This is a genomic window from Streptomyces sp. NPDC046866 (assembly GCF_040704625.1).
In the GTDB taxonomy this organism is placed as follows: domain Bacteria; phylum Actinomycetota; class Actinomycetes; order Streptomycetales; family Streptomycetaceae; genus Streptomyces.
Map to the genome: position 1 here is coordinate 26,444 of NZ_JBEYXN010000040.1, position 12,831 is coordinate 39,274.

The 12,831-nt window shown below is 70.5% G+C and carries 16 protein-coding genes; 5 read left to right on the forward strand and 11 right to left on the reverse strand.

Translation table 11 applies throughout. The features are described 5' to 3' along the window. Nucleotides 1-182 precede the first annotated feature (182 nt). From AB0953_RS33455 to AB0953_RS33470, 4 genes are all read left to right on the forward strand, one after another. Entirely contained in the window at nucleotides 183-2,063 is a 1,881-nt protein-coding gene (locus AB0953_RS33455; RefSeq protein ID WP_366863359.1) for an AMP-dependent synthetase/ligase, read from the forward strand. Between the two features lie 224 nt (nucleotides 2,064-2,287). Beyond that, complete coding sequence (locus AB0953_RS33460) at nucleotides 2,288-2,845, forward strand: DUF1062 domain-containing protein (RefSeq protein WP_366863360.1); 558 nt, start codon at nucleotides 2,288-2,290, stop codon at nucleotides 2,843-2,845. A gap of 405 nt (nucleotides 2,846-3,250) precedes the next feature. Next, nucleotides 3,251-4,660: an alpha/beta hydrolase gene (locus AB0953_RS33465; RefSeq protein ID WP_366863361.1), complete on the forward strand. Its 1,410-nt coding sequence runs from the start codon at nucleotides 3,251-3,253 to the stop codon at nucleotides 4,658-4,660. A 45-nt stretch (nucleotides 4,661-4,705) separates the two neighbouring features. Further along, nucleotides 4,706-5,410 (forward strand): alpha/beta hydrolase, encoded by a 705-nt coding sequence (locus AB0953_RS33470; RefSeq protein ID WP_366863362.1) that lies wholly within the window; start codon nucleotides 4,706-4,708, stop codon nucleotides 5,408-5,410. A gap of 606 nt (nucleotides 5,411-6,016) precedes the next feature. On the opposite strand, the gene AB0953_RS33475 is transcribed toward AB0953_RS33470, so the two are convergent. From AB0953_RS33475 to AB0953_RS33510, 8 genes are all read right to left on the reverse strand, one after another. After that, nucleotides 6,017-6,394: a hypothetical protein gene (locus tag AB0953_RS33475; protein ID WP_366863363.1), complete on the reverse strand. Its 378-nt coding sequence runs from the start codon at nucleotides 6,392-6,394 to the stop codon at nucleotides 6,017-6,019. Between the two features lie 73 nt (nucleotides 6,395-6,467). Then, nucleotides 6,468-6,905: a hypothetical protein gene (locus tag AB0953_RS33480; RefSeq protein WP_366863375.1), complete on the reverse strand. Its 438-nt coding sequence runs from the start codon at nucleotides 6,903-6,905 to the stop codon at nucleotides 6,468-6,470. A 96-nt stretch (nucleotides 6,906-7,001) separates the two neighbouring features. Beyond that, the gene (locus AB0953_RS33485; RefSeq protein ID WP_366863364.1) at nucleotides 7,002-7,205 is read right to left on the reverse strand and encodes a hypothetical protein; all 204 of its coding nucleotides are present in this window, start codon (nucleotides 7,203-7,205) and stop codon (nucleotides 7,002-7,004) included. Nucleotides 7,206-7,256: 51 nt separating this feature from the next. Then, on the reverse strand, nucleotides 7,257-8,099 hold the full coding sequence (locus tag AB0953_RS33490; RefSeq protein ID WP_366863365.1) for a helix-turn-helix transcriptional regulator: 843 nt from the start codon (nucleotides 8,097-8,099) through the stop codon (nucleotides 7,257-7,259). After that, on the reverse strand, nucleotides 8,096-8,617 hold the full coding sequence (locus tag AB0953_RS33495; RefSeq protein WP_366863366.1) for a DUF6879 family protein: 522 nt from the start codon (nucleotides 8,615-8,617) through the stop codon (nucleotides 8,096-8,098). Before AB0953_RS33495 ends, AB0953_RS33490 begins: the two co-directional genes overlap by 4 nt. Continuing rightward, nucleotides 8,604-8,795, reverse strand: a complete 192-nt coding sequence (locus tag AB0953_RS33500) for a hypothetical protein (RefSeq protein ID WP_366863367.1) — start codon at nucleotides 8,793-8,795, stop codon at nucleotides 8,604-8,606. The genes AB0953_RS33495 and AB0953_RS33500 overlap by 14 nt, the downstream gene beginning before the upstream one ends. Nucleotides 8,796-9,448: 653 nt before the next feature. Beyond that, entirely contained in the window at nucleotides 9,449-9,691 is a 243-nt protein-coding gene (locus AB0953_RS33505) for a DUF397 domain-containing protein (RefSeq protein WP_366863368.1), read from the reverse strand. After that, a complete protein-coding gene (locus AB0953_RS33510) occupies nucleotides 9,688-10,557 on the reverse strand; it encodes a helix-turn-helix transcriptional regulator (protein ID WP_366863369.1) in 870 nt (289 codons plus the stop codon). Before AB0953_RS33510 ends, AB0953_RS33505 begins: the two co-directional genes overlap by 4 nt. 118 nt (nucleotides 10,558-10,675) lie before the next feature. Here AB0953_RS33510 and AB0953_RS33515 point away from each other — a divergent pair, with 118 nt between their 5' ends. After that, nucleotides 10,676-11,152, forward strand: a complete 477-nt coding sequence (locus AB0953_RS33515; protein WP_366863370.1) for an ATP-binding protein — start codon at nucleotides 10,676-10,678, stop codon at nucleotides 11,150-11,152. 43 nt (nucleotides 11,153-11,195) lie between these two features. Here the strand turns inward: AB0953_RS33515 and AB0953_RS33520 are convergent, their stop codons facing one another. From AB0953_RS33520 to AB0953_RS33530, 3 genes are all read right to left on the reverse strand, one after another. After that, complete coding sequence (locus AB0953_RS33520; RefSeq protein ID WP_366863371.1) at nucleotides 11,196-11,786, reverse strand: hypothetical protein; 591 nt, start codon at nucleotides 11,784-11,786, stop codon at nucleotides 11,196-11,198. Nucleotides 11,787-11,948: 162 nt separating this feature from the next. After that, nucleotides 11,949-12,446 carry an SRPBCC domain-containing protein gene (locus AB0953_RS33525; RefSeq protein ID WP_366863372.1) on the reverse strand — a complete coding sequence of 166 codons (498 nt, stop codon included), beginning with the start codon at nucleotides 12,444-12,446 and terminating at the stop codon, nucleotides 11,949-11,951. 85 nt (nucleotides 12,447-12,531) lie between these two features. Beyond that, the gene (locus tag AB0953_RS33530; RefSeq protein ID WP_366863373.1) at nucleotides 12,532-12,699 is read right to left on the reverse strand and encodes a VOC family protein; all 168 of its coding nucleotides are present in this window, start codon (nucleotides 12,697-12,699) and stop codon (nucleotides 12,532-12,534) included. Nucleotides 12,700-12,831 lie beyond the last annotated feature (132 nt).

The window sequence follows — 12,831 nt, forward strand, 5'->3', positions numbered from 1 at the left end:
GTTCGTGGAGGTCGACGCGGCTCCGGTGCGGCAGGGAAGGCCCACGAGGTGATCCGGTTCGTGGGTCGGGCGTGAACGAAACGGCCGGGTTCGGTGAATCGGCCTGGTCGGGGGGTGGCCAGCCGGGTTACCCGTACGTAGATTACCGGCGGTAACTCCCGAGTCGAGCGGAGGAGAGCGCCGTGGATGCCCAGTCGCAGCCGAAGCTGGTCGAGCCCCTGAAGACCGTCGTCGACGGGGTGGTCCGGGAGGTGGAGGTGCCCGCGCTCGTCGCCGTGCCGGGCAGCGGCTCCCTCGGGGACATCCCCTTCCACAACGCCCGCGAGGCCCCCGGCACGGCGGTCCTCGCCCGCAAGGAGCCCGACGGGACCTGGCGCGACATCACCGCCGCCGAGTTCGCGGCCCAGGTGATGGCCGTCGCCAAGGGCCTCATCGCCGAGGGGCTGCGCGAGGGCGACCGGCTCGCCATCATGGCCCGTACCACCTACGAGTGGACCCTGCTCGACTTCGCCGCCTGGGCCGCCGGGCTCGTCACCGTACCCGTCTACCCCACCTCCTCCGCCCTCCAGGCCCGCTGGATCATCCAGGACTCCGGCGCCGTCGCCTGCGCCGTCGAGGACACCGCCCAGGCCCGCATCGTCAGCGCCGAGCGGGCGCACCTGCCGGGGCTCGTGCACCTGTGGGAGTTCGACACGGGGGCCATGGGCCGCCTGGCCAAGGCCGGCGAGCAGGTTCCCGACGCCGTCGTCCACGCCCGCCGCGCCGCCCGCACGCCCGACTCCGTCGCCACCCTCATCTACACCTCCGGCACCACCGGCACCCCCAAGGGCTGCGTGATCACCCACGGCAACTTCTTCGCCGAGGCCGACAACGCGGTCGAACTGCTGTACCCCGTCTTCCGGTCCGTCAGCAAGGACCCTGCCTCGACGCTGCTCTTCCTGCCGCTCAGCCACGTCTTCGGCCGCATGGTCGCCGTCGGCTGCCTGCGCGCCCGCGTCAAGCTCGGCCACGCGCCCAGCATCAGCACCGAGGACCTGCTCGCCGACCTGGCCGGCTTCCGGCCCACCTTCCTGCTCGCCATCCCGTACGTCCTGGAGAAGGTCCACAACACCGCCCGCGCCACCGCCGAGCGGATGGGCCGCGCCGCCTCCTTCGACCGGGCCGCGCGCATCGCCCGGCGGTACGCCGAGGTGCTGGAGGGCGGAGGCAGGCCGGGGCTCGGGCTGCGGGCCGCCCGCGCCCTGTACGAGCCGCTGGTCTACCGGCGGATCCGGGCCGCGCTCGGCGGGCGCGTGCGGTACGTCATCAGCGGCGGCTCACCGCTGGGCCGGCGGCTCGCCGCCTTCTACACCGGAGCCGGCATCGAGGTCTTCGAGGGGTACGGGCTCACGGAGACGACCGGCGCCAGCACCGTCACCCCGCCGCAGCAGCCGCGGCTCGGCACCGTGGGGCGGCCGCTGCCGGGCACGGCCGTGCGGATCGCGGACGACGGGGAGGTGCTGCTGCGCGGACGGCACGTGTTCGCCGGGTACTGGAACGCGCCGACGGCGTACGAGCACGGCACGCAGGGCGGCAGCGGCTGGCTCGCCACCGGGGACATCGGCGAGCTCGACGCCGACGGGTACCTGACGATCACCGGCCGGAAGAAGGACCTCATCATCACCTCCGGCGGCAAGAACGTGGCCCCGGCCCCGCTGGAGGACTGCCTGCGGGCCCACCCCCTGGTCGGCCAGTGCATGGTCGTCGGCGACAACCGGCCGTACGTGGCCGCCCTGATCACCCTCGAACCGGACGGGCTCGCCCACTGGCGTGCCATGCGGAAGAAGGAGGGCGTGCCCGTGCGGGAGCTCGTCCACGACCGGGACCTGCTGGCCGACCTCCAGCGGGCGGTGGACGAGGCCAACCGCCTCGTGTCGCGGGCGGAGTCGATCCGGCGCTTCGCCGTCCTGCCCGGCGAGTTCACCGAAGCCCGCGGGCACCTCACCCCGTCCCTGAAACTCCGCCGCGCCGCAATCGCCCGCGACCACGAGGCGGACATCGAGGCCCTGTACCGGCGGCCCTGATCCGGCGGCCCTGATCCGGCGGCCCTCATCCGAGGCGGTGCGTGCGAAAACCGGTGGAGCAGGAGTGCCTGGCGCGATTACCTTGCTGGTGAACCGAGTTGTCCAGGCAAGGACGTGCCGTTGTACACCGTGTGAGACCCCCCGAGAGCTGATCTGTCGCGCGTCGCGCCTGTGCGCCGCGCTGCTTTTTGCTGCGGACTTCTCACTGGAACCGGTGTACTTCTGTGCTCAACAACTGGGTGGTCATGCCCACCTGCCTGCCTACCGTTCGCCGCCGTTGCCACGCTTGCGCATCCGAACGCTTCCGGCCGAACGGCAAATTCCGCGTCAACGCACACCACAAGCTCCTCGACGCCTGGATCCTCGTGCTCTGCACCGCCTGCGGGGACACGGCGAAACTCACCGTCCTGGAGCGGGTGAACGTGCGCTCCGTACGACCCGGGCTGCTGGACCGGATGCACGACAACGACCCGGGCCTGGCGGCCGAGCTGCTCCAGGACCCGGTCGTACAGCGCCGCAACCGCATCGCCCTCGACTGGGACGGTGCCTGGCGCCTCGAGACCGGCGGATCGGACCCCCTGGACCGGGACGTGATCGACGTCTCGGTCCGCTTCGCGGCGCGGATCCCCGTCCGGCCGGTGCGGCTGATCGCCGAGGGCTGCGGTCTCCCGCGGGCCGAGGTCTTGCGCCTGGTCGCGGAGGGGAGGCTCGTTTCGGCGGTCCGGCTGAACGGCAAGCAGTCGGGCGACTTCACCTTCATGCTGAAGACACCCGAACGCTGAGCCCCGGCCCCGGGGCCCCGCCCCGGGGCCACGGCTCCCGGGGCCACGGCTCCCGGGGGCGGGGAGGGGCGGGGGCGCTTATGGTGGGCTGACTGGTTCGGGGGGCCGCCCGAGGAGGGTGCTGCCGTGCACCGTTCCCGTTCCCGTTCCCGTTCCCATTCCTGCTCCCGTTCCTGGTCCCGTTCCTGTTCGCGGTCCCCTTCCTGTCCGCCTGTGTGCCGTCGGCCCCGGGCCCGTGGTGGCGCTGCGGTCGGGGCGGCCTGTCTGCTCGTCCTCGCCTGCCTGCCGACCGCGCCCGGCGGCCTGGTGGGGCCGCGCGCCTCGCCGGGGCCGCGGGGGCCGGACGCGGCCCGCTCCGAGCCCGCGGCCCCCCGGATCCGGTGGGGTCCGTGTCCCGTGCAGCCCGTGCCCGACGGGATGCGGTGCGGGAAGCTGACCGTGCCGTTGGACCACGACCATCCCGGCAAGGGGACGCTCGACATCGCGCTCGCCCGGATCCCCGCCACCGCCCCCGGCGGCCGGCGGCTCGGCTCGCTGGTGCTGAACTTCGGCGGGCCGGGCGGCTCCGGCATCGAGGCCCTCGCCGCCGACCCCAAGCCGTACGCCGAGCTCGGCGAGCACTACGACCTCGTCGCCTTCGACCCCCGCGGTGTCGGCCACAGCGCCCCCGTCAGCTGCGGCGGCTCCCTCGACCCCGGTTCCGGCACCGGCAGCGGCACCGGTTCGGCTGCGGCCCCTGCCGACGCCGCCGCGCAGCTCGCCGCGCTCCGGGCCGCCGTCAAGCGCTGCGAGCGCGCCTCCGGCCCGGTGCTCCCGTACATCGGCACCGTCAACGTCTCCCGCGACATGGACCTCGCACGCCGCGCCCTCGGCGACGACAAGCTCAACTACCTGGGCTTCTCCTACGGCACCCGGCTCGGCGCCGTCTACGCCGCCCAGTTCCCCCACCGCGTCGGCCGCATGGTCCTCGACGGCGTCGACACCCTCGGCGAGTCCCTCACCGAGCAGGCCCTGGTCTCCGCGCGCGCCCAGCAGGAGGCCCTGAACCGCTTCCTGACCTGGTGCACCCACCGCGAGGAAGGCTGCGTCTACGGCACGAACACCCGTACCGCCAAGGAGGAGGCCGCGGCCCTCGTCGCCCACCTCGACGCCCACCCCCTCGTCGACGCCGACGGCGCCCGCTTCACCGGCGAGAACGCCGTCGACGCGCTCTCCGCCGCCCTCTACTCGAAGCGGACGTGGCCCGACCTCGCCCGGGCCCTCGCCGACGTCGAGCGCAAGGGCGACCCCGGCGGGCTGCTCCGCCTCAGCACCCCCGACGGCCCGGAGCCGGCTCCGGCCGACTCCGGCGCGGCAGAACTCGTCCCCGCCGACAACGGAGCAGCTGCGCTCGCCGCCGTGAACTGCGCGGACGACCCGGACCGCAGCCAGGACAAGGCCGACCCGGCCGCCGTCGAGAAGCAGATCGAAGGCCTGCGCGAGGAGTTCCGCCGGGCATCGGAGATCTTCGGGCCGCGGCAGCTGATGACCGTACTGTCCTGCTACGGCCGCCCCGCCGGCACCGACTTCATCCGCCGGATCGACCGGCCGGGCGCCCCGCGGATGCTGCTCGTCGGTACGCGCGGCGACCCGGCCACCCCGTACGTGTGGACCGAGGAGACCGCCGAACGCCTGGGCTCGGCCGTGATCCTGGACCACAAGGGCGACGGCCACACCGGCTACACCGCCTCGCGCTGCGTGCGCGGCTACGTCGACCACTTCCTGGTCGACGGCAGGCTGCCCTCGGGGACACGGGCCTGCCCTGACGGTGAATGAGCGTTGGTTCGAACGGATGTTCGCATGATCGTGTACGGTGCGGCCATGAGCAACTTCGTACTCGTACCCGGCGCATGGCTGGGGGCATGGGCCTGGGACGCGGTGGTGGCGGAGCTCCGGGCGGCGGGGCACGGCGCGTACCCGCTGACGCTGTCGGGCCTCGCCGAGCGAGCAGCGGCGGGCGCGTGGGCGGGCCAGCAGACACACGTGCACGACATCGTGGGCGAGGTGGAGCGCCTGGACCTGCGCGACGTGGTCCTGGTCGGCCACAGCTACTCCGGCATCCCCGTCGGCCAGGCGGCGGAGCTGATCGGCGACCGCCTGACCCGGATGGTCTTCGTCGACGCGAGCGTCCCGGTGGACGGGGAGTCGTTCGTCGCCGGCTGGCCGGAGGGGCGGGCGATGGTCGAGGCGGCGATCGAGGCGGGCGGAGGCCACTGGCCGCCGCCAGGGCCGGAGGACTATGCGGGCCAGGGACTGGACGATGCGGCGATCGCCCGCATCGTGGCCGGCGCCACCCCGCACCCGGGGGCGACCCTGACCGAGCCGGCGATCCTGGCCCGCTCGCTGCGCGAGCTCCCGGCGGTGTACGTGAAGTGCCTGCTGGACGGCGAGGACCCGGGCCCGGCGGCCACCGAGCTCCTCCGGAGCGACACCTGGACCCTGACCACCCTGAACACGGGCCACTGGCCGATGTTCTCCGCCCCGGTTGAACTGGCGAAGGTTCTGGTGGCGGCGGGGGAGGGGTAGGAAGCCGCGGCAGAGCCGGGGGGTGCGGGGTCACGGTGGACCGGAGCACCCTTGCCGGGCGGTGCTCGTCGGGCCGTGTCACGGTCGGGCCGGGGCGCCCTGCCGGGCGGTGCCCCGGAGGGGCGGGGTCACGGTGGACCGGGGTCGGGGAGTGTCCGGGGGCGTCCCGGCCGCCCATTGTCCTTCCGGTGCGGGCCGGCCTATCAAGGGCGCTCCCTTCGGTCGCGTCGCTTCGCGATGGCCTACGGCCACCCTTGACAGACCAGCCCACCCCGGAATGCCAAAGAGCTGCCGGGAAGCCCCCGAAGGATGGCCAGGGGGAACGATTCAAGGACGGCCCTCGCCAGAGACCTCACTCCCCCGCCCCAGGTGCAGAATCCTTCCTTCCAGGACCACCTTCTGGCCCGGCACCGGGCATGCGGGTAGCCGAGCCCCCAGGCGCACAAAAGGGGCCATCTCCGCAGCCGAGGGGCTCCAACCCGCACCAGACGTCCATGAGATGACCGTCGGGGGCGGGGAGCGCCCCACATCGCTACGCGCTCCCCTTTTCTCGGCGTCCGACGGCCGTCTGTGGCTGGTAGCGCAACGGATCGCTACGAGCAGCCGCTATCTCGGCGTCTGCGGGGATCGTTCGGCTACCTGGTCGTGGGTGAGGCCGTCCACCGTCAGGTTGCCTGACCACAGGTGATCGCGGTTGGCGTAGGTGGTGGGGAAGCTGACCTGCTTCCCTCCGGGCTCCAGCTTCCATCCTTGCTGTCGGAATTGTGCGATACGGCCGCTGCCGCAGACGAACGCACGGGTGGCCTGGATCAGGATCCATTGAGCCAGCTCGATGTCGGTCGCGGAGGGCCGTCCAGAGTTCCGGGCCAGCTGCCACAGGTGCTCCCAGTCAGCACCCGGCGTCAAGGGACCGACTACGCCGACGTCCCCGATCTGCCGCGCGTCCAAGTGGTGGGTGGCATAGCCGAAGACGGTTCCGAACATGTGGAAGACCGTGACTCGGCCGCGCCCGGTGATGCCCTCGTAAGGGGTGGGCATGGGTGGGGACCGAGGTGGTTCAGCAGCCGTCGCCGTCGCCGCAGCAGGCTGGGGGGTTGCACTCTTTGACGGCGCCCCACAGCCGGTCATCGACGTAGAACCCGGCCGCGTTGAGCCTCTCCATCACGGAGCCGATCAAGGGACGCGTGCGGACGGTGGCCTTCGGTTCGTGGTGGAGGAAGTAGCCGAACTGCTCCTGACACCACGCCGCGTAGGCCGTGGTGTGGAGGGCAAAGGAGTGCCAGCCGGGGTCGACAGTGGTCGAGGGGGTCATGTCGAACGCACGGGTGTCACCCATGACCTTGAGGAAGGCAAGCGCCTGGTCCACGATCGCGCGGGCGAAGGACAACTCGTGCCCGTACTCCTCCGCGCAGAACTCGGACACCTTCTCGAACAGCTCAGGGCTGACGAGATCCCGTCCCCGCCGCAATTCGGCGTGGAGTGCCGGCATCGTCATCACGTCAGATTTCCTCTCTCCAGATGTGGGGGGCCGGGGGAGCTGGTGCAGGCGCGTTCGCGCCGGTCCTCGGGCGTCGTGCACTCCGGGAGTCGTCTACGCCCCTGCCCCGCGGGGGCAGTGTTCGGCGTGCCGGTAGACGACGACGGGGTTGCCCGGCGCGCGCTCGAAGGCCCCACGACGGACGGGTTCCATGGCCCTGACTTCGCGGAGGCAGGCGGAGCACGTGCTTCCCCGTGGGGCGTAGGTGACGTACTCCCAGGTGGCATTGCCGTAGTCCGGCGCCTTCTTCTTCGTCATGGTCCGCCTTCACGTCGCCCCCGTTGTGTCAGCACCAATGATTCCCGATTCCTAAGGAATTTCCCTGCCGGTTTCCCGTTCCATCAAGAACCCGTCTCTGATTCCTTCAAGGAACCGCCGCATTCGGTCCCCCGACAGGGCGCCTTCCTTGAAGCTTTCAAATTTCCGAACGTATAGGTCAACGTCGCGTGGTTCCGTTACGACTATCTCGGCATGCACGGTCTCGACAGTCACCATCCGATCATCTCGGATGACGAAAGCATGGTTGGCGATATCCGCTTGAGGGGCAGCGAGCGGCACCACTCGGATGTCCACGTGGGCGAGTCGGGACACGGAAACGATCCGGTCGATCTGTGCAGCCATCATGCGCGGCGAGACGATGCGCCAGCGAAGCACGGGTTCCGTGATGACGAATCGCAGCTCCTTGGTGCTGTCGAACAGCACGGCCTGCCGTTCAAGCCTCCCGTTGATGGTGCGGATGAGCGCATCTTCGCTCAGGTTATGCCGCTGAAGAACGGCCCGGATGTACTCGGGCGTCTGCAGTAGTCCGGGCACCAGAGCAGGTTGGAACAGCCGCAGCATGGCCATCTGGGCCTCTAGGGCCTTCACTGCCTGCTGGCCCTTGTGGATACCGGCGCGCTTGAGGAGGCGCCAAGCCGTGGCCTCCGTGGTCACTGCGCGGGCCGCTTCCATGTACTCGGCCTTGATAGCGTCAGAGACGCCGATGGCGGTAAGGATGCGTTCGACATCCATAACGCTCGGAAGGAGGTTGGCGTTTTCAATCTTGGAAAGCTTGGACGGAGACATGAGTGCGCTGCGGGCCACCGCTTTGGCTTCCTTACCGGATGCCTCTCGCAGTGCCCGCAGCGCGGACCCCAGCTGCAATCTGTTCACTCGCCGTACTTGGCCCACCAATCCGCGAACGGCTCCGCATGCGCAAGCGCCGTTTCCCGATGGGTGGTATACGCGGCTGCTTCGGACGGGGTGAGGATGTCAGCTCCGATGAACGTCCCGGTAGCGTCGTACCGCATGACAGCGGTGTCCCTGGAATCGAAGAGCCAGAAATCAGGGACGCCGTGCAGTGGATTGGGCGCTTCCGTCACGTCCAGGATGAAGAACTCTTCCCCACCGGTGATGTTCGTCCTGTACCCCCAGCCCAGTTCGAAGCGGAGGTACTCCGTGAGCGGACGCTTGAGGACGTGCACGCGGTACACCCGTTTGCCCTGGTGCGTGTGCCTACGGAGCTCTTCCACCCAGTCGGCGTTGTACCCCTCCGGCTTCTCCTGACCGGCCTGGAACGCACGGAAGGCGTCGACGTTGCCGGATCCGCTGTAGTCGTCCAGCGTCTCTAGACGGAAGGCCTCGTGCCGGAACCGCTCGAAGAGTTCAACGAAGGTGCTAGATGAGGCCATCGGCAATGGCCTTCTTGATCAGCCCGGCGGGGATCTCCACGAGGGTTTCGTGAGCGGGAATCATCAACCCGTGGCCAGTGGGGGTCTCTCCCTGGACGAGGTAGGTCCCCCTGTCGGTGGCATAGATCGTCGGACAGTCCTTGAGATCACAGCTGCTGATCAGCTTGGTCACCTTCACGACTTTCAGTCCCTTCTCCGCACAGTGGAGTGCTGCGGTTCGATGCTCCCGAGGCAGTGGCTGGAGGGTCAAGGGATCACAGTTGACAGAACGGGAAACCGGTCCCAACCCTCTCGGACGATGAGGGGAACGAGTGCGACGACGCCCCAACTCCCGAACACGCGCGCGGGACAGCGCGTAGTGGTTCTACGCGTACCAGCCACAGACGGCCGTCGGACGCCGAGAAAAGGGGAGCGCGTAGCGATTTCGGGCGCTCCCGCTCCTGATGGTCATCTGATTGATGCCTGGTGCAGGTTGGGGCCCGTCGGCTCCAGAGAGGGCCCGGTTACGGGGCTTGGTGGCTCGGCTTCCCGGATGCCCGGGGGCGGGGGAGGGTGGGGGTTCCGGGAGGAAGGATTCTGCACTTCCCGACCCCGACTGTCCTCTCTGACGAGGGCAGTCCTTCAATCGTTCCCCCTGGCCATCCTTCGGGGGCTTCCCGGCAGCTCTTTGGCATTCCGGGGCGGGCCGGTCTGTCAAGGGTGGAGCGGAGCGACATCGCGAAGCGACGCGACCGCAGGGAGCGCCCTTGAGAGGCCGGCCCGCACCGGAAGGACAATGGGCGGCCGGGACGCCCCCGGACACTCCTCCGACGCCGCTCGGCTCGGATGCCGCTAAACCGTTACGCCGTCCAGGAACGCGGTCCAGGCCTCGGGGGCCACCGCCAGTTCCGGGCTTCCGGCCAGCTTCGAGTCCCGGACGTGGACGGTGTGGGCGCAGGCAGCCACCTCGACGCATTCACCGCCCTCGCCGCCGCTGTAGCTCGACTTCCGCCAGGCGTAGGCGACTTCGACGCAGTTTCCGCCCTCGCCGCCGCTGTAGCTGCTCTTGAACCAGGCCAGGTCGGTGGCTTTCATCGCTCTCCCAGCATCTTCTCGATCAAGTTCAGGGACTCGTCCGGCGTGAGCGCCTGTGCCCGGATGATCCCATAGCGCTCGGCGTAGATCCGTACCTGTTCAGGGTCGGTGATTAGGTTGGGATGGTTGTATGTCTCGGTGTAGGCGACCTGCTGCCGTCCCTTGGGGCTGAGAAGGGTGAACATGCCTTCCATCGCAGGGTGTTCGCCGCGGTCAAACGGCATCACCTGAAGCTCAACGGTTCGCAGACGGCCGATGTCCAGGAAGCGGCGCAGCTGCTCCTCGTGGACGGCCGGTCCACCGACCGCACGCATCAGCAAACCGTGATCAAGGACAAAGCTGAACGTGGGTGAGGGCCAGCGATCGAAGATCTCCTGCCGGGCCAGCCGGTCGGCCACGCGCTTTTCGATCGTCGCCTCGGACAAGAGCGGACGCCGCCTCGTGAAGATGGCGCGTGCGTGGTTCTCCGTCTGCAGCATGCCAGGGACGCCTTGATGCGCGTAGTAGTGCAAGGCGTTGGCCTCCGCCTCGGCCTTCGCATAGTCCCGGAACCAATCCGGATGCCGCGTCCGCGCCCTCTTCAGCGCCTCCCTCACGTCCGGGATCGCCGCCCGGAGGACGCCGCCCGCCTCCAGGACCCGGTCGGCGTTCTCGAGGAAGTCCGGCTGTGGGGTCCGGACGCCGCGCTCGATCGAGGACACCAGGTCCTCGCCCACGTGTACCAGCCCGGCCAGTTCCTTCTGCTGGAGGCCGGCGCGCTCCCGCAGCACCTTGATGATTCTTCCGAGCGCCTTGAAGAGGTACGCGGTGCCGTCGACCTCCACTGGTCGCTCCGGCTGTTCCTCGCGGTCTGACAGGTCGTTCATCGGCTGAACCGCCCTCGTCCGTACGGGCCGTACACACAGCAGGCGTCGCTCCTACAGCTCTTCACCGTAGCGCCGCCGCTTCTGGAAAGCGTACGGGGAACCGGACACGCTCGGTGATGTGACGACTGAACTGGGTGACATTGCATCGCGACGTGAGAAGCACGCGGAGAGGGAGGTCAGCGAGTCCCCCCACCCCCCGGAGTTCCGCCAGCGCCTCAGCGCCACCCCCCGCGGCGCCCGCCTCGCCCGGCGCCTGGTGGGGGCGCAGTTGGCCGCCTGGGGGATCCCGTACGGCTGTGCCCTCGCCGAGGACGTCGAGCTCGTCGTCGCCGAGCTCGCCGCCAACGCCGTGGTGCACGGGCTGGTGCCCGGGCGGGACTTCGAGGTCGTGCTGCGGTACGACGGTCGGCGGGTCCGGGTCGAGGTGAGCGATGCCCGGGGCGAGCAGGGGCCGCCCGAGGTGCTCGCGCCCGCCGATCCGTGGTCGGCGGAGGGCGGGCGGGGGCTGCTGCTGGTGGCGGCCGTGGCGCGGGAGTGGGGAGTCGGGCCGCGGCCGGCGGGGTATCCGGGGAAGACGGTCTGGGCCTGTCTGTGACGGCCGCGGCCGCCCCAACGGCACGGCCCGCCCCGCCCGGTGATCACTTGAGGGTGAAGCCGCCCTTGAGGGCCTTGTCGAACGGCGCCGGGGCCATGCACTTCGACAAGGTCATGTCCGCCGCCCCGGACAGCCCGACGCGGGCCGGGCCGCCGCCCTTGCCGGGGACGTAGAAGCTCATGCCCATGCGGACGTGGTCCTTCAGCATTGCCTGGAGGGGGTCGTCCATGGGGAAGTCGGCGTCCTTCGGGTTGTTGCTGGCGGCGACGACCCGGCCGGTCACCGTCGCGTTGGGGCCGCCCTTGGTCACGCAGTCGACCTCCATGTCGGCCCAGTACGTACGCGATACCCCGTTGGGGCGGACCATCGTGTGGGAGAGGCGCAGGGTCCCCTCGGACTTCACCGGGAACCACGGGCTGTCCTTGGTGTAGGTGCCGCGCGCGTCGACGGTGACCTGGATGTCGTCGGCGGGTTCGGGGTATTCGAGGCGCGCCCAGCCCTTGATGTGGGCGGTGGTCTCCGCCGCCGGAGGCGGCGCAGGGGTGGCGGCCGAGGCGCCGGCCGCGGGCACGGCCAGGGCGGTGACCAGGACGACGAGGGCGGCGATCCGAACGGTTTTGCTGCTGCGTCGCACGGTGATGCTCCGATCGATCGAAGGAGGTCCGGAAGCAGATCCGGCTGCCCTTCGATCCTCGCGAGCGGCGGCGGTCCGTACGTCGTCCGCCGGGGCGAGGTGCCTCCCCCGTGCGGTGGAGGCGGCCTGGTGCTCAAGGCGCAGGCGCAGACTCGGGCGCCCTCACGCCGAGCCCGTGAGCACCTCGTCCAGGTGCGCCAGGATCTGGTGCCAGGCCGATTCGTGCCGGTCGCGGGTGGCCTCGTCGTAGAACCCCGCGTGCGTCAGCCGCAGGTGCATGCCGATCTTGTGTGGGGCGATCTGGAGGGTGACCACCGTCTCCGCGCCCTCCGTGCCGCCCCGGCCCGTCACCCAGGTGAGCTCCACGAGCCGGCTGGGCTCCAGCCGCAGGAAGCGGCCGTAGTGCGGGTGCCGGGTCGGCGGTGTGCCCGGCTCCTGCGCGGACTCCGTTTCGAAGAAGAACGGTGCGTTCACCTCGGCTGTCATGGCCACCGAGCCCGGAGCGGCGAACCAGCGGTCGAACTGCTCGGTCCACGCCACGTAGACCGTGTGCGTATCGGTCATCATCGCGCGCTCCACGGACAGCCGGTGCGGGCGGTCCGAAAGGTCGGGGACGCGGATCGGGTCGGTGGGCGCGGGGTCGGTGGGCGCGGTAGGCACGGCACCGCAGCCTAGTGAGCCGGAGGGCTCAGGAGTGGGCACCACGCGGGCCGGGAAGGCGGGGCGCGCAGGGCGGTCACGTCAGTCAGTACGACTGGAGCTCCCACAGGTTGCCCTCGGGGTCGCGGACGTGGGCGCTGCGCAGGGTCGGGCCCCACTCGGGGCGGTCGGCCGGCGGGCCGGCCGGGGTGGCGCCGTGGGCCAGGCAGGCGGCGTAGGCGGCGTCGACGTCGGGTACGCGGCTGACCAGCATGGTCCGGTCGTCGGGGCCGGCGCCGGGCCCCCCCCCCCCCCCCCCCCCCCCCCCCCCCCCCCCCCCCCCCCCCCGGGGGGGGGGGGCCCCCCCCCCCCCCGCCGGCCCCAAAAACAAAAAAAAAAAAAAAAA

Coding starts and splice junctions, on each gene's coding strand:
- AB0953_RS33530 (WP_366863373.1), bottom strand. CDS start 12,699: ATGCTGGTCAGCCGCGTACCCGACGTCGACGCCGCCTACGCCGCCTGC.
- AB0953_RS33510 (WP_366863369.1), bottom strand. CDS start 10,557: ATGAACGACCTGTCAGACCGCGAGGAACAGCCGGAGCGACCAGTGGAG.
- AB0953_RS33475 (WP_366863363.1), bottom strand. CDS start 6,394: ATGTTCGGAACCGTCTTCGGCTATGCCACCCACCACTTGGACGCGCGG.
- AB0953_RS33495 (WP_366863366.1), bottom strand. CDS start 8,617: ATGGCCTCATCTAGCACCTTCGTTGAACTCTTCGAGCGGTTCCGGCAC.
- AB0953_RS33505 (WP_366863368.1), bottom strand. CDS start 9,691: ATGAAAGCCACCGACCTGGCCTGGTTCAAGAGCAGCTACAGCGGCGGC.
- AB0953_RS33485 (WP_366863364.1), bottom strand. CDS start 7,205: ATGACGAAGAAGAAGGCGCCGGACTACGGCAATGCCACCTGGGAGTAC.
- AB0953_RS33480 (WP_366863375.1), bottom strand. CDS start 6,905: ATGACGATGCCGGCACTCCACGCCGAATTGCGGCGGGGACGGGATCTC.
- AB0953_RS33470 (WP_366863362.1), top strand. CDS start 4,706: ATGAGCAACTTCGTACTCGTACCCGGCGCATGGCTGGGGGCATGGGCC.